Raw genomic sequence first — 20,145 nt, forward strand, 5'->3', positions numbered from 1 at the left:
CCTGAGAATTGAGTCGGAGTTTCGGGGTGGCGCGTTGTCCGGTGGTCACATGGATAGGCACTCCTACCCATGGTCGCTGGAGTCCCTGCCCGGGTAAGGTGGCGGCCTTAAGGGCGGAGGAGTCTCGCTGCTGAGCGGGGCTCCTTTGTCATGTTCGCGGAAGCAGCGACCTTCGTTCCGAGTGGAACGCTCCTTCCGCTACGGTGAAATCCATGGAAACCGGTACGCAACGACGCGTGGAAACCCCTGACCGACCAAACCCGCATTCGGTGACGCTGCGGTTTCTCGCGGCTCCCACGGACCTGGGACATAGCGGGTCGGTCGATGCCGGTACGGTGCTCGAGTGGGTTGACAAGGCCGCGTATGCTGCAGCGGTCGGGTGGGCCAAGAGCTACTGCGTCACGGCGTACGTAGGAAACATCCACTTCGCGGACCCGGTGAACGTCGGCGACATGGTCGAGGTTGAAGCGACGCTCGTCTACACCGGAAAGTCTTCCCTCCACATCCGCACCGTTGTCTCTTCGGGGGACGTCAAGGGCGGAGAGGCGACCATGCGCAGCCAGTGTCTGGTGATCTTCGTGGCCGTGGGGCCGGACGGAAAACCCGTGCCGGTGCCGCAGTTCGAGCCCGTGACGCCCGAGGAGATCGAACTGCGGGATCACGCGGTCGCCCGAATTGAAGTGCGCGATGCCATCGTCGCCGCCATGAGCGGCCAGGAATACACCGACGCCGGTACGGCCGAGCGGGTGACCCTCCGCTTCCTTGCCGCACCCACTGATGTGAACTGGGGCGGCAAGGTTCACGGCGGAACGGTCATGGACTGGATCGATGAGGCTGCCTACATCTGCGCCACGCGCTACTGCGGCAAGGAAACGGTGGCGGTTTTCTCCGGGGGAGTCCGCTTCTACCGCCCGCTGCTGATCGGCGACCTCGTCGAGGTGGAAGCACGGCTGGTCTACACCGGCAACAAGGGCATGCACATTGCGGTGCACGTCCGGTCCGGCAGCCCGACGGGCCGCGACATGGAGCTCACCACTTACTGCCTCACCGTGATGGTGGCACGGGACGAAACGGGCACGGCCGTGCCGGTCCCGCCGTGGGTTCCGCGCTCGGACGAGGACAAGCGCCTCGCCGAGCACGCCCGCGAACTGCTCGAGATCCGCGGACGTGCGCCGGGAAGCAAGCTCCCGAGCCACCTCTCCGACTAACCCTTCAGGGCTCAGTTGGCGTAGGGGTCCGCGATGCCGATGTACTGGGTTGTGGTGTACTCCGCGATTCCCTCCGAACCGCCCTCACGGCCCAGCCCGGAGTGTTTCACTCCGCCGAAGGGTGCCGCGGCGTTCGAGATGACACCGGCATTAAAGCCGACCATGCCGAATTCGATCTGCTCCGCCACCCGCAACAGGCGGTTGAAGTCCCTGCTGTACACGTAGGAAGCGAGTCCGTATTCGCTCGCATTCGCAAGCCGGATCGCATCTTCCTCGGTGGCGAACGTGGTTACGGGAGCCACAGGGCCAAAGATTTCCTGACCCAGAATCTCGGCGCCGTTGGGCACATTGCCGAGCACCGTGGGCTGGTAGAAGTAGCCGGCACCCTTCACCGGTGCACCGCCCGTCACAGCCGTAGCACCGGCGTCGACGGCGGCACTGACCAAGGCATGGACGTCATCACGCGCGTCGCCGTCGATCAGGGGGCCCACCTGGGTCCCCGGCTCGGTGCCGCGTCCGGTGGTGAGTGCACCCATGGCTTCGGCGAACCTCCGGGTGAATTCCGCAGCGACTGATTCCTGTACGAGGAACCGGTTTGCGGCAGTGCAAGCCTCGCCCATGTTCCGCATCTTCGCGGCCATGGCTCCCTCAACGGCCTTGTCCAGGTCGGCGTCGTCGAACACAATAAATGGCGCGTTTCCACCCAGTTCCATGGAGGTCCGCAGCACGTTCTGCGCGGCGTCCGCCATCAGGCGCTTTCCTACTGGCGTGGAACCCGTGAAGGAAATTTTGCGAAGCCGGGGATCAGCAAGCAGGGGACCGGAGATGCCGGAGGCGCTGGACGACGGGACGACATTCAGTACTCCGGCGGGGAGGCCGGCGTCGAGCATTGTCTGGGCGAACAGCTGGGCTGTCAGCGGAGTCAGCTTTGCCGGCTTGAGCACCATGGTGCACCCGGCAGCGACGGCAGGAGCAACCTTGCGTGTTGCCATGGCTAGCGGGAAGTTCCAGGGCGTGATGAGCAGGCACGGGCCCACCGGCTTGTGCTGGACCAGGATCTTGTTCTTGCCCTCGGGGGTGGTGAGGTAACGGCCGTGGTCGCGGACCGCTTCCTCCGAGAACCAGCGCAGGAATTCCGCACCGTACGTTACTTCGCCGCGCGCTTCGGCCAGCGGTTTGCCCATCTCGAGGGTCATCAGCAGCGCGAAGTCCTCTGCACGCTCGGTCACCAGGTCGAAGGCGCGACGCAGGATCTCGGCGCGATCGCGGGGTGCGGTCCGCGCCCAAGAGGCCTGTACGGCGTCGGCAGCATCGAGCGCGGCGACAGCGTCGTCACTGGTCGCCGAGGCAAGAGTGGCGAGCACTTTTCCGGTGGCGGGATCATGCACGCCGAAAGTGCCGCCGTCGGACGCGTCCCGCCATTCGCCGTTGATTAGAAGACCGGTAGGCACAGTCGAGAGGAGCTGCGCTTCGCGCTCAGGCGAGACGGCAGGGGAGAGTGCTGGAGTAACTGTCAAGGGAAGTCCTTCGAGAGGTCAGTAACTGGCGCGGGAATCGCGATCGGATGCAGGTATGAACTGGGCGGCGAGGGCTTCGGAGCCCCTGGCCAGCAGTGCGACGTCGGCGCCCACCAGGATGAAGCCGGCGCCGATGTCCAGGTAGTGACGCGCGGTTTCGGGATTGAAGGCGTTCACACCGGCCGGCTTGCCGGCCTCCTTCGCAGCTACAAGGCAGCGTTCGACGGCGGCGCGCACCTCCGGATGCTCCTGCTGGCCGAGCACGCCCATGGAAGCAGCGAGGTCGGAGGGGCCGACGAAAATGGCGTCCACGCCGTCGACCTTGAGGATGTCCTCCACTGCTTCAACAGCCGCTGTGGACTCGATCTGCACTGTCACGCTGATGGTCTCACTGGCGCGGGTTAGATAGTCGGGCACACGATTCCAGCGAGCGGCACGAGCCAGCGCCGAGCCGACCCCGCGCACACCCTCCGGCGGGTACCGGGTGGCGGCCACAGCGGCCTCGGCCTCTGCCACCGAGTGCACCATCGGGATGAGCAGGTTCTGAACACCGAGATCCAGGTACTGCTTGATCAGCACGGTGTCGTTGACGGGTGGCCGGACCATGGCGTGCACGGGGTAGCCGTGGACTGCCTGGAGCTGGGCGAGGATCGATTCCAGTCCGTTGGGGCTGTGCTCGGCGTCGACCAGGAGCCAGTCCAGGCCGGCTCCCGCGCAGAGCTCGGCGATCAGCGGGCTCCCCGAGCACACCCACATACCGGCCAGCGGGCGGCCGGTGTCAGAAAGCGCTTCACGGAACGTGGTCTCTAGTGGAAGTGGCATGTCACAGCTCCGAGTGGTCCGTAATCGGCGTGCACGGTGTCGCCCTTGTGAACCCAGAGGGGGCGGGTGAAGGAACCGGCGAGGATGATGTCCCCGGCCTTCAGCGCATCCCCGTGTGGGGCTATTTTGTTCGCCAGCCAGTAGACGCCGGCAGCGGGGTGGTCCAGCACACCGGCGGCCACGCCGGTCTCCTCCACGGTCTGGTTCTTGTAGAGAATGGCCGCGACCCAGCGGAGGTCGACGGCGTCGGGCTTCACCGGGCGGCCGCCCACCACCATCGCGCCCATCGCAGCGTTGTCCGAGATGGTGTCCACGATGGTCCGGCCCTCCATTTCGATCCGGGAGTCCAGGATCTCAAGAGCCGGAACCACGTAGTCGGTGGCATTCAGGACGTCGAAGATTGTGCAGCCGGGGCCCTTCAGCCCGTCCTTCAGAACGAACGCGAGCTCCACCTCTACCCGCGGGTGGGTGTACTTGTCCCACTCCACCGAGCAGCCCGTTTCCAGCACCATGTCATCGAAGATGGCACCGTAGTCCGGCTCCGTGATCCCCGTGGCCGCCTGCATTGCTTTCGACGTGAGGCCGATCTTGCGCCCCACCAGGGTGCGCCCGGCTTCCTCATTACGACGACGCCACAACTGTTGGACGGCGTAGGAGTCCTCGACGGTCATCTCCGGATAGCGTGCGGTCAGCCGGGGAACGGGAGTACGCGTTCGTCCGGCTTCCACCAGCTCGTCTGCAATGGCTTCAATCGTCGCGTCATCCAGCATGGTTACAGCTGCGCTCCCAGCTTGAAGCCCTGCTGGGCGGCAGCGCCGTCGTCGTCCTGCTTGCGTGTGTAGGAGAAGCCGTCAGCGCCGACGGTGACCGCCATCTCACTCTTCTCCTCGCGCTCTATGACCGGCTGCGGGTTGCCGTCGAGGTCCAGGACCAGGGACGCCTCGGTGTACCAGGAGGGCACAACCGGGTTGCCCCACCAGTCACGGCGCTGATTGTCATGGACGTCCCAGGTGATCGTGGGGTTGTCCGGGTCGCCGGTGTAGTAGTCCTGCGTATAGATCTCGATGCGGTGGCCGTCCGGATCCAGGATGTAAAGGTAGAAGGCGTTGGAGACGCCGTGGCGTCCCGGCCCGCGCTCGATCCGGTCGCTGATACGCAGCGCGCCCATCTTGTCGCAGATCTGGATGATGTTGTGCTTCTCATGGGTGGCGAACGCGACGTGGTGCATCCGCGGGCCGTTGCCGCCGGTGAGGGCAGTGTCATGAACCGTCTGCTTGCGGTGCATCCACGCGGCGTAGGTGACGCCGTCGGAATCCTTGATGTCTTCGGAGACGCGGAAACCGAGGTCCTCTAGGTACTTGCGGCCGCGCGGCACGTCGGGTGTGACCTGGTTGAAGTGGTCCAGGCGTACAAGCTCGCCGGCGGAGTACAGGTCGTAGCGCTGGGTGAGGCGCTCGACGTGCTCCACGTCGTAGAAGAACTCGTAGGGGAAGCCGAGCGGATCCTCAACCCGGACGGAATCACCGATGCCCTTGGTGAACCCTTCCGTGCGGCGCTCGGTCCGGCAGCCGAGCTCCTTGTAGTACGCCTCGGCGGCGTCCACCTCAGCGGGTGACTTCACGCGGTAGGCGAAGGCGGCGACGGCGGCTACCGGCCCCTTGCGCAGCACCAGGTTGTGGTGGATGAACTCCTCCAGCGAGCGCAGGTAGATGTTGTTCTCGTCTTCCTCGGTGACGTGAAGGCCGAGGACATCGACGTAGAACTCGCGTGACTTCGCGAGGTCGGTGACCACGATCTCCATGTACGCGCAGCGCACAATGTCCGGAGCCGGAGCGGTGGGGGTTGGAACAAAGTCGGTCATGGTGTTCTCTCTTCTTCTTCGAGGAGGTAAAGGAAAGGTGGATTAACCCTCGTTGGCGGCGGAGGCTTCTACGCTGCCGAACTTCGGGGTGTGGACGGTGCCGAGCGTGATGTGCACGGCCTGCTGGTCGGTGTAGAAGTCGATGGAGCGGTAGCCGCCCTCGTGTCCCAGGCCCGAGGCCTTCACTCCGCCGAACGGGGTGCGGAGGTCACGCACATTGTGGCTGTTCAGCCACACCATGCCTGCTTCCACGTTCTGCGAGAAGTTGTGCGCACGGGTGAGGTTCTGCGTCCAGATGTAGGCGGCCAGCCCGTACCTGGTGTTGTTTGCGAGAGCCAGGGCTTCGTCGTCGTTCTCAAACGGGGTGATGGCGACAACCGGTCCGAAGATTTCTTCCTGGAAGATCCGTGCGTCGGGCGCGACGTCGGCAAAAACGGTAGGGGCGATGTAGTTGCCTTCGGGAAGGTGCTCGGGGCGGCCGCCGCCGGCGAGGAGCCGGCCCTCGGACTTGCCGATCTCCACGTACGAGGCCACTTTGTCGTAGTGCTCGGGGTGGACCAGTGCGCCGACCTGGGTCTTGGGATCATGCGGATCGCCGACGACGATGGTCTTTGCGCGGGCAGCGTACTTCTCGCAGAATTCGTCGTAAATTGCCCGCTCCACGAGGATGCGGGAGCCCGCGGTGCAGCGTTCGCCGTTCAGTGAGAAGACGCCGAAGAGTGCGGAGTCAATCGCGGCGTCGAGGTCCGCATCGGCGAAGACGACGCAGGGCGACTTTCCGCCAAGTTCCATCGACAGGCCTTTGAGGTTGGCTGCGGCGTTGCGGAAGATCGTCTGTCCCGTAGTGGTTTCGCCCGTGAAGGAGATTAACGGAACCTCAGGGTGCTTGACCAGCGCGTCACCGGCTTCCTCGCCGAGGCCGTTGACCAGGTTGAAGACACCGTCCGGCAGTCCCGCGTCCTTGAAGATCTGCGCCCAAAGCGATGCGGAAAGAGGCGTGAACTCGGCAGGCTTCAGAACGACTGTGTTGCCGGTCGCCAGCGCCGGGGCGAGCTTCCAGGATTCGAGCATGAACGGCGTGTTCCACGGGGTGATCAGCCCGGCGACACCGATGGGCTTGCGGTTCACATAGTTGATCTGGGAGCCGGGAACCTTCATGGCGTCGTCGAACTGGGCCACGATGAGGTCTGCGAAGAAGCGGAAATTCTCTGCCGCGCGCAGGGCCTGGCCCTTTGCCTGCGTGATGGGCAGGCCGGTGTCGAACGTCTCCAGTTCGGCGAGCCGGGACTCCTGTGCTTCGACGGCGTCGGCGATCTTGTTCAGCACGCGGGCACGCTCGCGGGGTTTCATCTTCGGCCATGGACCGTTGACGAAGGCTTCCCGCGCAGCGGCGACGGCGAGGTCGATGTCTTCCTTCTGGCCGGCTGCCGCGGTCGCGTAGTTCTTGTTGGACACGGGATCCAGCACATCGAACGTCTTGCCGCCGACGGAGTCGACGAACTTGCCGTTGATGTAGTGCTGAATGTGGGTGGGCAGGTCCTGGGGCACGTAGTGGCTGGTTTCAGGGACGGTAGACGTCATTGTTCTCTTCCTGACTGCTGGGATTTATGTGGTGATGGCGGGCGCTTGCGCGAGGTAAGCGTCGAGGGTGGCGGAGCGGTGCTGCCGGGCAGCGCGCTCGATGGTGTCGGCGTCAGCATTCGATTCAATGAGCTGGAGCAGCGTTTCATGTTCGCGCACTGATTCGCGTGCGCGGCCTGGAACAAACCGAAAGGTCGAGGATCTCAGCGAAGCCAACCGGTTCCAACCCCGGTGAACGAGGTCGAGAATGTGCGGATTGGGGCAGTTCTCAAAGAGGACGCTATGGAAGTCCTGGTTGAGGCTGGTGAAACGAACCGGGTCGAAGTGGTCGAGGCATTCGCGCATCTCGTCGTTGATGGTCCGCGCCCGGGCAATCGCTGCTGAATCGACGAGCGGCGCTGACAGGGCGGTGGCAGCACCCTCCACAATGCTGAGGGTCTGCATCGTATAGAGGTACTCGGTCGGGTCGATTCCTGACACTGTGGCGCCGATGTTGCGTTCGAACTTGACGAGGCCTTCGGCTTCCAGCCGCCGGATCGCTTCCCGCACGGGCACCACGCTGAAACCGAGATCCTCGGCAATCTTTGCCAGAACGAGGCGGTAGCCGGGGGAGAAGGTCCCCTCCACGATGCGCGCTTTGATAGAGGTATAGGCCTGCTCGGACTTACTGCCGGTCTTGGTGGCACCGGCTTCCCGCACGACGGCGGAACCTGCGACGGCGGTTTCAGTCACCTGATTTTCCTTCCGCGCTCGTTGCCCACTCCTGGTACTTCGCCTTCCATTCAGCATTCATCGGGAAGAGCCCGTCAACGCTGTGGCCCTGCTCGACCATCTCAAAGATGAAGACCTCTTCCTTCTCCTGCTGGATGCAGTCTTCGGCGACCTCTTCAGCCAGGGCCGGCGGAATGACCAGGATGCCGTCGGAGTCGGCCACGATGATGTCGCCCGGTTGGACAGTTGTTCCACCGCAGGCGATGGTGATGTCTGTATCCCACGGCACATGACGGCGGCCAAGGACAGCCGGATGCGGGTTCGAGAAGTAGGTAGGGATATCGAGGTCGGCAACGGCCGAGTAATCGCGGACACCGCCGTCGGTGATGATGGCGGCCGCACCACGAACCTGCGCACGCAGGGCCAGTACGTCGCCGATTGTCCCGGTGCCTTTTTCACCACGAGCTTCCATGACAATGATCTCGCCCTCATTCACCGAATCGATGACGCGCTTCTGGGCATTGAAGCCACCGCCGTGAGTCTTGAAGAGGTCTTCCCTGTTCGGGACGTAACGAAGAGTACGTGCCAGTCCCACCACGCGGCGATCGGGTCGCGTGCTCTGCAGGCCGTCAATGCTCACGTTGTCCAGCCCCCGCTTCCGCAGCTGTGAAGAAATAGTGGCGGTGGCGACGCCTTCGAGCTTCTTCTTCAGCTCCGGCGAAAGGGCCGGATCCGCCGGAGCCAGGCCGGCAGCCTCACGGGATCCGTATGCTTCCTCGCGCTGGGCATCATCCGGCTTGGGTTTGGCACCGAAGTCGGCGAACGGCATCGTTCCTTCCACCACCCGCGTGGTGAGCATGCCGCTGGTATAGCCGCCGGACGTGACCTCGATTTCGATGACGTCGCCCGGCTGGGCAACCGAGGCGCCGGCAGGAGTGCCGGTAAGGATGACGTCGCCGGTCTCGAGGGTGAGGAGTTGAGAGAGATCGGCCACGAGTTGGGCGAAGGGGAAGAGCAGGTCCTCGGTGGTGTCGTCCTGGACACGCTCGCCGTTGTGCCAGGTGCGGATACGCAGTGCTTCAGGGTCCACCTGACCGGCGGGGATCAACTGCGGGCCGATCGGTGTGAAGCCGTCGCCTCCCTTGGATCGGACGTTGGATCCCTTGTCGGCGTAACGGAGGTCGTAGACGCCGAGGTCATTGCTGGCGGTCACCCACTCAACATGATGCCAGGCTTCGTCAGGTGTCACTCGACGGGCCGGCGTGCCGATGATGAGCGCGATTTCCCCTTCGTAACCCAGCAGTTCACATCCGAGCGGACGCTCCATGGTGCCCGGTGCATCCGTGGATCCCAACGCCAGCGACGACGGCGGCTTCAGGAAGTAGGACGGCTGCTGTGGCGTGCGGCCCCGCTGGGCGGCGCGGCTCGGGTAGTTGATGTGGACGGCGATGACCTTGCGGGTGCGGGCAAGCAGATCCGCGCTCACTGCTTGGACTTGAGACTCCATCGTCATGCCGGTTCTCCTTGAACATCAGGTGTAGAAATCGATGTACGAAATCGTATACGATGAGTATGTCGCGTCAACGAGGCCACGTCAACCCCCTTTCAGGCGGTCCGAAGAGTGGTTGTGTTCCACGTCATGCACGTCGTACAGTTTTGACACCGCCATTCGTTATCTGAATCTTGTGTTCAAATAACGAACACCGTCCGGGTGGGCAACCAAAAAGTTCCACAAAGATGTGAGTGAGGAAAGCCCGTGCAGTTTCACCATCACGGTTATGTATCCGGTGACCCACGGGTCCAGCCAGCTGCCGGAACCGGCATAGACAGGCCTGAGGAGTTACCCGATGAGGTCGATGTCCTCATCGTCGGCAGCGGTCCTGCCGGAATGCTTGCCGCTGCCCAGTTGTCCCAGTTCCCGAGTATCACTACGCGCATCGTGGAGCGCCGTCCCGGAAGACTCGCCATTGGGCAGGCCGACGGGATCCAGGCCCGCAGTGTCGAGACCTTCCAGGCTTTCGGATTCGCTGAGCGCATCACTGCCGAGGCGTATCGCATCACGGAAATGGCGTTCTGGAAGCCGGACCCTGCGGACCCCTCACGCATCATCCGGACCGCACGGCCGCTCGATGATCCCACCGGCATCAGCGAATTCCCGCACCTCATCGTCAATCAGGCGCGCGTCCTCGATTACTTCGCGGAGTTTGCGGCGAACGCGCCCACCCGCACCAAGCCGGACTACGGGTACGACTTCCAGCACCTCGAGGTCGCCGATGAGGGTGAGTACCCGGTCACGGTGACGCTTCTCCACACGGCCGGTCCACTCGAAGGCCAGGAGCGCACCGTCCGCGCGAAATACGTCATCGGGGCGGATGGGGCACGCAGCAAAGTCCGCAAGGCAATCGGCTGCACGCTCGCCGGCGATGCAGCCAATCATGCCTGGGGCGTCATGGATGTCCTCGCCGTAACGGACTTCCCCGACATCCGGCTCAAGTGCGCCATCCAGTCGGGCGGGGGCGGAAGCATCCTGCTCATTCCGCGTGAGGGCGGCCATCTCTTCCGGATGTACGTCGATCTCGGTGAAGTTGACGCCCACACGAAGGGCGATATCCGCAGCACCACCATCGATGAGATCATCGAGAAGGCTAATGCGATCCTTTCTCCGTACACCCTCGATGTCCGCAATGTCGCCTGGCACAGCGTGTACGAGGTGGGCCACCGCCTGACGGACAGGTTCGACGACGTCCTTCCGGAGGAGCTCGGAACGCGTACTCCGCGCGTCTTCATTACCGGCGATGCCTGCCATACGCACAGCGCGAAGGCCGGTCAGGGGATGAACGTCTCCATGCAGGACGGTTTCAACATCGCCTGGAAACTGGGTCATGTCCTTGAAGGCCGAAGCCCGGAGAGCCTGCTGTCAACGTACTCCGCTGAACGCCAAGTGGTTGCAAAGAATCTCATCGACTTCGACAAGCAGTGGTCAACGCTCATGGCCAAGAAGCCCGAAGAGTTCGAAGACCCCACGGAACTGGAGAACTTCTACGTCCGCACCATGGAGTTCCCCGCCGGCTTCATGACGGAGTACTCGCCGTCGATGATCGTGGGGGAGCCGACACATCAGGAGCTGGCTGCCGGGTTCCCGATCGGTAAGCGCTTCAAGTCAGCGCCCGTGATGCGGGTTTGCGACACCAATCCGATGCACCTCGGCCACCACGCAACAGCAGACGGACGATGGCGCATCTACGTCTTCGCGGACGAGCCCCTGCCGGGCAACCCCTCGAAGGTCACCAACTTCGCCGAGTGGCTGATGAACTCACCGGAGTCGCCGTTGGCGGCCACGCCCGCGGCTGCGGATCTTGACGCCTGGTTCGATGTAAAGGTGGTCTATCAGCAGGATCACCACTCCATCGACATCAACGCCGTGCCGGAAGTCTTCAAGCCTCAGGTCGGGCCGTTCAAGCTGAACTACCTGGAGAAGGTGTTCGGCGTAGACCCGGCCCAGGATATCTTCGAGCTGCGCGGGCTCGACCGAGACGGGGTCGCCGTCGTCGTCCGTCCGGACCAGTACGTGGCCAATGTCCTGCCGCTGACAGCGACCACGGAACTCGCCGCTTTCTTCGCGGGCATGGAGGCGAGCGCGCGGACTAAAGCCGAGCTCTACCAGTAATGGTGCAGCCTGGGGTCCTTCACCCCGCGCCCCCAGGACTCAGCTACTTCGCCCGCATCGAAGTCAATGTCGCTGCTCCGATTGACCTTGGCGTGGCTGATGGAGAGCACCGCCGTATCGTGCCGATCCTTGGCGGAAATGTCGACGGCCCGCTGCTTAAGGGAATTGTGATTTCAGGCGGCGCCGACTACCAGGTGCTTCGTTCCGAGACGTTGAGCCAGCTTGAGGCACGCTACGCGCTGGAGACGGACGACGGTGATCGGATCGCTGTCCATAACCTGGGTGTGCGCAGCGGCTCGGCCGAGGACATCGAGCGGATAGTCAGGGGCGAGACAGTTGACCCCACCCGCATCTACTTCAGGAGTTCGCCGCGTTTCTCAGCGGGCGGTGAGCGCTGGGCATGGCTGGGCTCGCGGGTGTTCATCGCCACAGGGGAGCGCACACCCGAGACCGTACTGCTGCACGTCTACCTTGTGGAATGACTCCAGGGTCCTGACACACGTTCCTGCTTACCCCGCCAAACGTCAGAAGGCCGGACTCGCTATTGCGGGTCCGGCCTTCTGACGATCTGCATGATCTGAGCCGTCAGCGGCTGATGACCTTGGGTGCGGCCACTGACTTGAGGCCGGCGACACCAAATTCCTGACCGTACCCTGAAGCCTTAATTCCGCCGAAGGGCACCATTGGATTGAGCCCACCGTGCTGGTTGATCCACACGCTGCCGGCCTGCAGGCGCTTGGCGACCTCGACAGCCGCGTCGACATCATCCGACCACACGGAGGCGCCAAGACCTTGGTCTGAATCGTTGGCTCGGCGCACGGCGTCGTCGACGTCTGAGTATCGGATGACGGGGATTGCGGGGCCGAACTGCTCCCGATCAACCAGCTCCGCACCGTCCTCGATATCGGCAACGATGGTGGCCTGGTAGAACAGCGGCCCGAGCTCGGGGGCGGGTGCGCCACCAGCGACGATCCGCGCGCCCCGGGCACGGGCGTCGTCTACGAGCGACGAAACGATGTCGAACTGCACTTCATTCTGCAGCGGACCAAGTACGGACGCGTCGTCGAGACCGCGGCCCATGGGCATGGTCTTCGCGAGTTGCGCGAGCGTTTCCACCACCTCGTCATACACGGAGTCGTGCACGTAGAGACGCTTGAGGGAGGCACACGTCTGGCCCGTATTGATGAAGCAGCCCCAGAAGAGGTTTTCGGCGATGGCCGACACGGTGGTACCGGGAAGCACAATGCCGGGATCGTTGCCTCCGAGCTCGAGAGTGAGGCGCGCGAGGTTGTTCGACGAAGACTCGACGATCTTGCGCCCCGTCTCCGTGGAGCCGGTGAACATGATTTTGTCGATATCCGGGTGCGCCGTCATCGCAGCACCCACCTCACCGTCCCCGGAAATGACCGAAAGTACGTCCTCCGGCAGATGGCGGTTGTAGATGTTGACGAGCGCGAGCACCGACAGGGGAGTGTATTCGCTGGGCTTGACCACAACCGTGTTGCCCATGCGCAGCGATGGTGCAATCTGCCAGACGGTGATCATCATGGGCCAGTTCCACGGACCGATCGCGGCAACAACGCCGAGTGCGTCGTAGTGCACCTCGGCGCGGGAACCGCCATCTTCGAAGACGACCTCCGGTTCCAGTGGCGTATTCGCCGCGCTGCGCGTCCAGACCGAGCAGGCTCCCACCTCGAAGCGGGCGTTGAGGCCGCCGAGAGGCTTCCCCTGCTCGCGGGAGAGCAGTTCCGCCAACTCCTCCGCGTTTGCCTCGATGTCATCGGCGATGGCGTTGAGGAGCCGTGAACGTTCGTCGTGCCCGAGGGCGTTCCATGCCGGCTGCGCCTGACGAGCCCGAGTGATCATCCCCTCAAGGTCGGCGGCCGTGTGCACAGGGGCATAACCGATCGTCTCGCGCGTCGCAGCATCGGGGATGGCCCGGCCCTCTGTCTCCGAAACAGTGATGGCCTCGAGAATTGAAGTTCCAGCGGTCATAGTGATCCTCCTCGATCCGAATGATGATTCTTAATTCTGCGCGGTGACGGCGAACGTCGATTGCCGATGCGCGCACTCTGATTGCCCAGCGGTGCATCGCGGGGGTGTCGAAGGAATCGAAGTCCGGGGTTGAAGCACCGAAGAGCAGTGCCCGCCGTTCCTGATGTCGAGCCCGATCCCTCAACTTTTGGCGCCCAAATTTCGGGCTCATTTCCAAAAGGACACACCGAAATGTCCGAAGGGCGAAGTCTGCATCGAGGGTCAATGCGGGTGCGCCCGTGGTCAAGAGGAAGCGCTCCGGCACACCGATAGTTGATGGAAACGCTCGGGGCGGCCGGACCCCGGGGTGATCAAGGAGGACTCATGAGCAGAGCCGACGTCATAGTCACCAATGCTGTTATCCGCACGATGGATTCGGCGCAGCCGACCGCCACGGCATTCGCTGTCGCTGATGGTCGCATAGCGCTCGTCGGATCCGATGACGAGGTACTGGCAATTGCTGATGCTGACACCGAGCTCGTGGATTTGGGCGGCGCGACCGTCATCCCCGGTCTCGTCGACGTCCACAATCACCACCTGATGGCAGGAGAGGCCGATCTGTACCAGTTGGCATTTTCACCGACTGCCACCTTCGATGAGGTCGTCGACGCGGTGCGCTCGTACGCCGCCGACCTGGAACCCGACGCGTGGGTGATCGGCGAGGCGTTCGGAAGCGTGCTCATCGAGAACTTCTCCCACGTCTCCGCCCGACAGCGCCTCGACGAGGCGGCCGGCGGACGCCCCGTCGCCCTCACTGATGACAGCCACCACAACCGTTTCGCAAACACCCGTGCACTTGAGCTTGCCGGAATCACGGCCGACACGCCCGATCCTGACCAAGGCCACATTGTCCGCGACCCGGAAACGGGGGAGCCCACAGGTTTGCTGCTCGAATCCGCGACGATCGCCCTCACGGAAGCTGTGGATGCCGGACTGCAGCGCACACCCCAGCGGTATCGCGATGCAAGTCAGCGCGCCCTGGAAATCCTGCACTCCTTCGGAATCACTGCCTTCCAGGATGCTGCGGCAACCGTCGAAATCATGGGAGCGTTGCGCGACCTCGATGAGGCGGGAGACCTCCACGCGTGGGTTTCCTCCTGCATGTTGTCCTCGGGATTCCTTTTTGCCAACACTCCCTTTGGAGACGAGCTCGTCGCACGTGGTGAAGAGTTCCGGACCGCGCACCACCGCCCCGACTTCGTCAAGGTTGCTCTGGACGGTGTGCCACCGACGTATACCGGTGCCTTCCTCACCCCTTACCTGGAGACTCCTGAGCACGGTCACGAGCACTGCGGAGTGACAACGATGGAACCCGCCGAGCTGGAGTCCTGGCTGCTCCGAACGGCGGCGCGCGGGCTCGGGGCAAAGATTCACTGCACTGGAGATGCATCGGTGCGGGTGGCACTGGACGCCATCGAAGCCGTTCGCGCCGCCGGATACTCCGAACTGAAGTACCACATCGCCCACGGCCAGTTTGTGCACCCGGACGACCGGCCTCGTTTCGCCTCGCTCAGTGTGGCGGCTGACATATCGCCTTACCTCTGGTTCCCCGGCGTTATCCCCGACGCGATCGCCACCGTCCGGCCCGCCGAGCAGGCCCGGCAGCTGCAGCCCAACCGGGATCTTCTCGATCTGGGCGTGCTGGTGGCGGGCGGATCCGACTGGCCCGTCAGCGTGTCGCCAAACCCGTGGGAGGGTATCCAGGGCCTCGTGACCCGAGCGGACCCGCTCGGACGTGCACCCGGCACGCTGTGGATTGAGCAAGCGGTCACGCTTGAGGAAGCTCTCGAAATCTTCACCATCAACGGCGCGAAAGCCATGGGATTGGATGACGTGACCGGTTCCCTCGCCGTCGGCAAGTCCGCGGATTTCGCGGTGCTCAACCAGGACCCCTTCGCAGTGCCGAGTGAACGCATCGTCGAGACGCACGCAGTCGAGACGTGGTTTGCCGGCCGCAAGGTCTTTACCCGTGACTGACGACCCATCACCGTCCCTGCACCAATCACAGATACACCGAGGAGAACAGCACATGCGTACCAGCAGATTGTTCGCGGCGGTAGCGACGACCAGTGCCACGGCACTCGTTCTCGTCGGCTGCGGCACCACCACTGAAAGCGACCCTGCGGCTGAGCCCGTCGAACGCGGCACGGTCGACAAAATCCTGTTCGACTACCCGTTCACGGCGCTGCCTGTGTACGGTGCCATCGCGGGCATCGTCGAGGAACGAGCCGCGGAGCAGGGCGTCGAAGTGGTCTTCACCAATGACGAGATGGACCTGCAGAAACAGGTCAGCCAGCTCAACTCCTACCTCACAAGCGATGTAGACGCGGTCGTCTCCTTCCCCGTTGACCCGGCAAGCCTGGAGAGCATCGCAAAGCAGTATCAGGATGAAGGCAAGTACTGGGTCACCTATGGCGGTGATATGGAGAACCAGGACGCGACGCTGCAGTTCAGCTTCTATGACTCCGGGTATCAGCTGGGACAGAACGCGGCTGAGTGGGCCCTCGAGAATGTCGGCCCGGACGCCAAGGTGATCGTTCTGAATGAGACAGAGCGGCAGATCGGCATCGAGCGCACTCAAGGCCTGATGGAAGGGCTCAAAGAGGCGGGTCCAGACCTGCAGATCGTAGCCGAGCAGCAGGCTGTGACCCCCGAGGACGGACTCTCGGTCACCACATCCCTGCTCGCGCAGCACCCGGATGTCAACGTCGTGGTTTCGGCAGTCGGTGATGCAGCGCAGGGAGCCTATCAGGCGCTCGTCGCTTCCGGCCGCGCAGAGGATGACCCGGAGACCTACGTTGGCGGTCTCGACCCCAATCTGTTCGGCCTTCAGAAGATGCAGGAGGGCAAGTTCTTCCGCGCAGCCACGTACTTCTCGCTGAGTGAGCTGGTCATGAACGTGATTGACATTCCGGTGGCACTTGGTGAGGGGGAGACTGACGCCAGCGTCGACATCCCCGTGACCGTAGTCACCAAGGACACTCCCGAACTCCCGGACTACATCGCCGAACTGGGCGGCTGACCACACGCCGGGCGTGTAACGCGCGCCCGGCACTCCGTCCGCCCCCACCCCTCATCTAAGGAGACCCAATGGCCGCATCGGTTCGCGGGCTCACCAAGCGATACGGTGCCACTCTGGCGCTCGACGACGTGACGCTCACCATTCCCGATGGGGAAGTGCATGCCCTCCTCGGGCACAACGGAGCAGGCAAGTCCACAGTCATCAAATGCCTCGGCGGCGGCATCCACCCGAGCGCCGGCACGATCGAGCTCGACGGTCGCACCTATGACAGTCTCACCCCCCGTGAATCGATCGCGGCGGGAGTTGCCGTCATCTACCAGCACCTCACTGTGATCGATGGACTGACGGTGGCCGAAAATCTCTTCATCGGCCAGGAACACACCCGGGCGGGATTCGTTGACCGACGTGGCCAGCGCGAGTTGGCCCGGGCCGCCCTCGAACGGGTGGGTGCTCACGGCATCGACCCGGATATGCAGGTGCGGGCGCTTCCCATCGGTCAACGCCAAATGGTCGAGATCGCCAAAGCCCTCCAACGGGACGCTCGGCTGCTGATTCTCGACGAACCGACGGCGGCACTCTCCCGGGAGGAATCCGACCGCCTCGGTGACCTCGTTCGTGATCTCGCCAACCGGGGCATCGCGATCCTCTACGTGACTCACCTCCTGGGCGAGGTGCTCAAACTGGCGGATGCGGCCACCGTGCTCCGCAATGGCAAGGCCGTCTGGAGCGCGCGGGGCAAGGACATCACACAAGAGGCCCTTGTTGACGCCATTAGCGATGGTCAGGGCGCCGCGCATGACCGCCCTGTCCCGCCCCGGCTGGACCGCACCCCGGCACTCGCTGTGCGGGGCCTGATGTCACCGGGCCTCGGTCCGATCGACGTTACGGTCGCCGCAGGCGAGATTGTCGCCTGTTATGGACTGATAGGGTCCGGGCGCACCCGGTTCCTGAACACGCTCTTCGGGCGAATCCGTCGGACAGGGGGCACAGTCAGCGTCGACGGAGTTCCCCGGAAGGCAGACAGTCCGCTCACCGCTCTAAGGGGAGGAATCGCCCTGGTGCCGGGAGACCGGGCGCGGGAGGGGCTATTCGGCACCTTGTCTGCACTCGATAACACCGTCGTCGGCGTTGCACCGAAGGTAGCCCGCTTCGGGTTCCGGTCCCAGACATCGGAACGCGGCGTTTTTGATCGTGTCGCTCACTGGCTCTCCTTGCGCCCGATGTCATCGACGCTTCCCGCAGGCAGATTCAGCGGCGGGAACCAGCAAAAAGTCCTGCTCGGACGCTGGGTGAACGACGTTGCCCGGACCCGGGTGCTCTTGCTCGACGACCCAACCCAGGGCGTCGACGTCGGTGCCCGCAAGGACATCTACGACGCGGTGAAGCGCCTCGCCGCTGAGCGGGGGGTCGGCATCCTCGTTGCGACCAACGAGTCAGAAGAGGTCGTTGACCTGGCGCACCGCTGTCTGATCTTCGAGCAAGGGCAAATCATCGGTGAGCACCTCGTCGCCGACACCACAGCCGATCAGCTCCTTGCGATCGTGCACAGCACTCATCCCGATACACGAATCATCGAATCCGCCGAAGGGCTCGCGCAATGAACAACAATCGCATGGTCCCCGCCGTCATTGAGGGCCTCGTACGCACGCCACTTTTTGTGCTGCTCATCATCATGGTGCTTGCGGTCCACTTCACGACAGATTCCTTCTTCGCCTGGCAGAATGTGCGAGGCATCCTGCAGGACAGCGCCGTCATTGCCATCGTGGCGATACCCGTCGCCATGCTCCTGATCTCCGGGTATATAGACCTGTCTGTGGGGTCATCACTGGCCCTCGGAGGCGTGGTTGCGGCCGTCGTGATGGATAAGGGCGCAGGCGAACCGGTCGTCGCCATCGTCCTGGCGATGCTGGCCGGCGCTGCGGTAGGGCTTGCCAATGCTCTTGCCGTCACGGTGCTGGGGCTCAACTCATTCATCACGACCCTCGGCACGCTCACGGCGGTACGAGGGATTGCCCAACTCATCAGCCCCGCGCCGCGAAACAACTTCGGAGACCAGTTCGGGTTCCTGGGCGTGGGCACGGTCGCCGGTATCCCACTGTCGGTCTGGATAGCCGGAATCCTCCTCGTTGTTGCTGCCGTGTTCCTGACGCAGACGCCGGTCGGACGCCACGTGTATGCCCTCGGGGTCAACCGCGAGGCGGCCTATCTCTCGGGCGTGCACGTGAAGGTGATTCCTTTCGTGCTGTTTGTGCTCTCCGGTGCTTTCGCCGGTTTTGCCGGCACCATCGTGGTCGCCCGACTCAACAGCGCACCGGCCGGCCAGATAGGCGCGGGGTTCGAGCTCGTCGTACTCACCGCTGTGCTCCTCGGCGGTGTGGCTCTCACGGGAGGAGAGGGAAGTGTTTTCGGAGTGCTCGTCGGGGTTCTCTTCTACGGCGCACTCAATAACTCACTCGTGCTGCTGGGAGTCACAACGTTCTGGCAGTCCGTGGCCAGCGGGCTCGCGCTGATCGCAGCGATCGGGCTAAGCCTCGTTACCCACGTGCTCAGGGATCGTCTCGCTGCAGCCAAGGCGCGACGACTGGCGGCCATGACGCCGGGACAAGCGAGCTCGGACCGGGGCGAACCGACGAAGGTCAGTTGACCTGTGTCGCAGGTGGGTTTCCGCACTCGTATCGACGAGTCGGGAGCCCACCCTGCTTCACGGACGCTTCGGGCGGAGCGAACTGGGGGAGACCCCAAAGTGTGTGCGGAACGATCGGCTGAAGTGGGCAGGATCGACGAAGCCGTTGTCGAGCGCGATCGACGTCACGGACCTCTCCGTACGGAGTGGGTTGATTAGCTCGTCGTAGCAACGCTCGAGACGACGGTTGCGGATGACAGTCGAGATGGTTGTGCCTTGGTCGCTGAACAGTAGATGCAGGTACCGCACAGAGACAAAGTGGGCGGCCGCGATCATGCGAGGGTTCAGCTCGGGCTCGGAGAGATGCTCGTCAACGTAATCCAGGACGCGTTGCAGAAGGGTCTCGTGAGCGGTGACGGGAACTTCGGGCCCGCAGTGCGACTCAAGGAGGGTGGATACGAGGTCGAGGGCATTCCGCGACAGGCGGTGCAGCGTATGGGATTCAAGGTCGCACGCTTGCTGCGCGAGGGACGAGATGTACGGCCGCACCATCGCACCGATACCTGAAACACCGTCCAGGCGTGTGGCAGCGGCCCTGGCAACGACATGGCTTGGTAGAGCCAACATCTCCTTGGGGAACATCACGACCGAGACGCGCGTATTGTCGCCGCAGATAAGCGAGTAGGGGCGATCGGTGTCGTAGACAGCCATGTCCCCCGCTGCCAGACGGCTTTCCCGCCCGTCCTGGATGATCATGCCGCTACCCTGCTCGAGCACAGTGAACTTGAAGTAGTGCTGCGGGTTCTTGGAAATGAGAGACGGCGTGCGGTGCACCGAATGGGCGTCTCCCGCAATTGCAAGCAGTTGGACGTCGCCACTCGCGCGACCACTGAGCGCGCCATGGAAGTCATCAGGTTGTTCAGTCCTGACATCGAGAGCGACGACGGCCTCCGCGACGGCGCTGCGGAACCCGGCCAGCGGAAGCAGCTCAGTGCGCTCGTTGGGGAGTAATACGGAACGGGTGTGTGTCATAAGATCTCACTCCATCGTGAAACGAGAATCGTATACGATCCTCTAATCTACCACAGGAACTGCGTTA

Annotated in this window: 16 protein-coding genes; 7 read left to right on the forward strand and 9 right to left on the reverse strand. The window is 63.5% G+C overall.

What is annotated here, in order from left to right:
* Window positions 1-212: 212 nt before the first annotated feature.
* A complete protein-coding gene (locus AC5RU3_RS10410; RefSeq protein WP_309070894.1) occupies window positions 213-1,208 on the forward strand; it encodes an acyl-CoA thioesterase in 996 nt (331 codons plus the stop codon).
* Between the two features lie 11 nt (window positions 1,209-1,219).
* On the opposite strand, the gene AC5RU3_RS10415 is transcribed toward AC5RU3_RS10410, so the two are convergent.
* The 7 genes from AC5RU3_RS10415 to AC5RU3_RS10445 are packed head-to-tail and all read right to left on the reverse strand — an operon-like array spanning window position 1,220 to window position 9,213.
* Window positions 1,220-2,725 (reverse strand): NAD-dependent succinate-semialdehyde dehydrogenase, encoded by a 1,506-nt coding sequence (locus AC5RU3_RS10415; protein ID WP_309124271.1) that lies wholly within the window; start codon window positions 2,723-2,725, stop codon window positions 1,220-1,222.
* Between the two features lie 18 nt (window positions 2,726-2,743).
* Window positions 2,744-3,547: an HpcH/HpaI aldolase family protein gene (locus AC5RU3_RS10420; protein WP_309124272.1), complete on the reverse strand. Its 804-nt coding sequence runs from the start codon at window positions 3,545-3,547 to the stop codon at window positions 2,744-2,746.
* Window positions 3,532-4,317 carry a 2-oxo-hept-4-ene-1,7-dioate hydratase gene (hpaH, locus tag AC5RU3_RS10425; protein ID WP_309124273.1) on the reverse strand — a complete coding sequence of 262 codons (786 nt, stop codon included), beginning with the start codon at window positions 4,315-4,317 and terminating at the stop codon, window positions 3,532-3,534. The genes AC5RU3_RS10420 and hpaH overlap by 16 nt, the downstream gene beginning before the upstream one ends.
* A gap of 2 nt (window positions 4,318-4,319) precedes the next feature.
* On the reverse strand, window positions 4,320-5,408 hold the full coding sequence (gene hpaD / locus AC5RU3_RS10430) for a 3,4-dihydroxyphenylacetate 2,3-dioxygenase (protein ID WP_309072560.1): 1,089 nt from the start codon (window positions 5,406-5,408) through the stop codon (window positions 4,320-4,322).
* A gap of 42 nt (window positions 5,409-5,450) precedes the next feature.
* Window positions 5,451-6,989: a 5-carboxymethyl-2-hydroxymuconate semialdehyde dehydrogenase gene (gene hpaE / locus AC5RU3_RS10435; RefSeq protein ID WP_309072559.1), complete on the reverse strand. Its 1,539-nt coding sequence runs from the start codon at window positions 6,987-6,989 to the stop codon at window positions 5,451-5,453.
* A gap of 24 nt (window positions 6,990-7,013) precedes the next feature.
* Window positions 7,014-7,721 carry a GntR family transcriptional regulator gene (locus AC5RU3_RS10440; RefSeq protein WP_375164434.1) on the reverse strand — a complete coding sequence of 236 codons (708 nt, stop codon included), beginning with the start codon at window positions 7,719-7,721 and terminating at the stop codon, window positions 7,014-7,016.
* Window positions 7,714-9,213 (reverse strand): fumarylacetoacetate hydrolase family protein, encoded by a 1,500-nt coding sequence (locus tag AC5RU3_RS10445; RefSeq protein WP_493965461.1) that lies wholly within the window; start codon window positions 9,211-9,213, stop codon window positions 7,714-7,716. Before AC5RU3_RS10445 ends, AC5RU3_RS10440 begins: the two co-directional genes overlap by 8 nt.
* A 243-nt stretch (window positions 9,214-9,456) precedes the next feature.
* Here AC5RU3_RS10445 and AC5RU3_RS10450 point away from each other — a divergent pair, with 243 nt between their 5' ends.
* Entirely contained in the window at window positions 9,457-11,367 is a 1,911-nt protein-coding gene (locus tag AC5RU3_RS10450; protein WP_493965462.1) for an FAD-binding monooxygenase, read from the forward strand.
* Window positions 11,367-11,849 carry a DUF3237 domain-containing protein gene (locus tag AC5RU3_RS10455; RefSeq protein ID WP_493965463.1) on the forward strand — a complete coding sequence of 161 codons (483 nt, stop codon included), beginning with the start codon at window positions 11,367-11,369 and terminating at the stop codon, window positions 11,847-11,849. Before AC5RU3_RS10450 ends, AC5RU3_RS10455 begins: the two co-directional genes overlap by 1 nt.
* A gap of 103 nt (window positions 11,850-11,952) precedes the next feature.
* Here AC5RU3_RS10455 and AC5RU3_RS10460 read toward each other — a convergent pair whose 3' ends face one another.
* A complete protein-coding gene (locus AC5RU3_RS10460; protein ID WP_309124212.1) occupies window positions 11,953-13,362 on the reverse strand; it encodes an aldehyde dehydrogenase family protein in 1,410 nt (469 codons plus the stop codon).
* A gap of 363 nt (window positions 13,363-13,725) precedes the next feature.
* Between AC5RU3_RS10460 and AC5RU3_RS10465 the strand changes: the two genes are divergently transcribed.
* The 4 genes from AC5RU3_RS10465 to AC5RU3_RS10480 all read left to right on the forward strand — a co-directional run bounded on the left by AC5RU3_RS10465 (window position 13,726) and on the right by AC5RU3_RS10480 (window position 19,067).
* Window positions 13,726-15,378: an amidohydrolase gene (locus AC5RU3_RS10465; protein WP_493965464.1), complete on the forward strand. Its 1,653-nt coding sequence runs from the start codon at window positions 13,726-13,728 to the stop codon at window positions 15,376-15,378.
* A 52-nt stretch (window positions 15,379-15,430) separates the two neighbouring features.
* The gene (locus AC5RU3_RS10470; protein ID WP_493965465.1) at window positions 15,431-16,423 is read left to right on the forward strand and encodes a sugar ABC transporter substrate-binding protein; all 993 of its coding nucleotides are present in this window, start codon (window positions 15,431-15,433) and stop codon (window positions 16,421-16,423) included.
* Between the two features lie 68 nt (window positions 16,424-16,491).
* Window positions 16,492-18,024, forward strand: coding sequence for a sugar ABC transporter ATP-binding protein (locus AC5RU3_RS10475; protein WP_493965466.1), 1,533 nt, complete (start codon window positions 16,492-16,494; stop codon window positions 18,022-18,024).
* Window positions 18,021-19,067 carry an ABC transporter permease gene (locus tag AC5RU3_RS10480; protein WP_493965467.1) on the forward strand — a complete coding sequence of 349 codons (1,047 nt, stop codon included), beginning with the start codon at window positions 18,021-18,023 and terminating at the stop codon, window positions 19,065-19,067. The genes AC5RU3_RS10475 and AC5RU3_RS10480 overlap by 4 nt, the downstream gene beginning before the upstream one ends.
* A 57-nt stretch (window positions 19,068-19,124) precedes the next feature.
* Here AC5RU3_RS10480 and AC5RU3_RS10485 read toward each other — a convergent pair whose 3' ends face one another.
* Entirely contained in the window at window positions 19,125-20,078 is a 954-nt protein-coding gene (locus AC5RU3_RS10485) for an AraC-like ligand-binding domain-containing protein (RefSeq protein WP_309124217.1), read from the reverse strand.
* Window positions 20,079-20,145 lie beyond the last annotated feature (67 nt).

Source organism: Arthrobacter sp. MDB1-55, from assembly GCF_059092925.1.

What these genes read in the sequence shown, in the direction of transcription:
- AC5RU3_RS10410 (WP_309070894.1), top strand. Translation starts at nt 213, where the DNA reads ATGGAAACCGGTACGCAACGACGCGTGGAAACCCCTGACCGACCAAAC.
- AC5RU3_RS10420 (WP_309124272.1), bottom strand. Translation starts at nt 3,547, where the DNA reads ATGCCACTTCCACTAGAGACCACGTTCCGTGAAGCGCTTTCTGACACC.
- hpaH (WP_309124273.1), bottom strand. Translation starts at nt 4,317, where the DNA reads ATGCTGGATGACGCGACGATTGAAGCCATTGCAGACGAGCTGGTGGAA.
- hpaD (WP_309072560.1), bottom strand. Translation starts at nt 5,408, where the DNA reads ATGACCGACTTTGTTCCAACCCCCACCGCTCCGGCTCCGGACATTGTG.
- hpaE (WP_309072559.1), bottom strand. Translation starts at nt 6,989, where the DNA reads ATGACGTCTACCGTCCCTGAAACCAGCCACTACGTGCCCCAGGACCTG.
- AC5RU3_RS10445 (WP_493965461.1), bottom strand. Translation starts at nt 9,213, where the DNA reads ATGACGATGGAGTCTCAAGTCCAAGCAGTGAGCGCGGATCTGCTTGCC.
- AC5RU3_RS10455 (WP_493965463.1), top strand. Translation starts at nt 11,367, where the DNA reads ATGGTGCAGCCTGGGGTCCTTCACCCCGCGCCCCCAGGACTCAGCTAC.
- AC5RU3_RS10460 (WP_309124212.1), bottom strand. Translation starts at nt 13,362, where the DNA reads ATGACCGCTGGAACTTCAATTCTCGAGGCCATCACTGTTTCGGAGACA.
- AC5RU3_RS10465 (WP_493965464.1), top strand. Translation starts at nt 13,726, where the DNA reads ATGAGCAGAGCCGACGTCATAGTCACCAATGCTGTTATCCGCACGATG.
- AC5RU3_RS10470 (WP_493965465.1), top strand. Translation starts at nt 15,431, where the DNA reads ATGCGTACCAGCAGATTGTTCGCGGCGGTAGCGACGACCAGTGCCACG.
- AC5RU3_RS10475 (WP_493965466.1), top strand. Translation starts at nt 16,492, where the DNA reads ATGGCCGCATCGGTTCGCGGGCTCACCAAGCGATACGGTGCCACTCTG.
- AC5RU3_RS10480 (WP_493965467.1), top strand. Translation starts at nt 18,021, where the DNA reads ATGAACAACAATCGCATGGTCCCCGCCGTCATTGAGGGCCTCGTACGC.
- AC5RU3_RS10485 (WP_309124217.1), bottom strand. Translation starts at nt 20,078, where the DNA reads ATGACACACACCCGTTCCGTATTACTCCCCAACGAGCGCACTGAGCTG.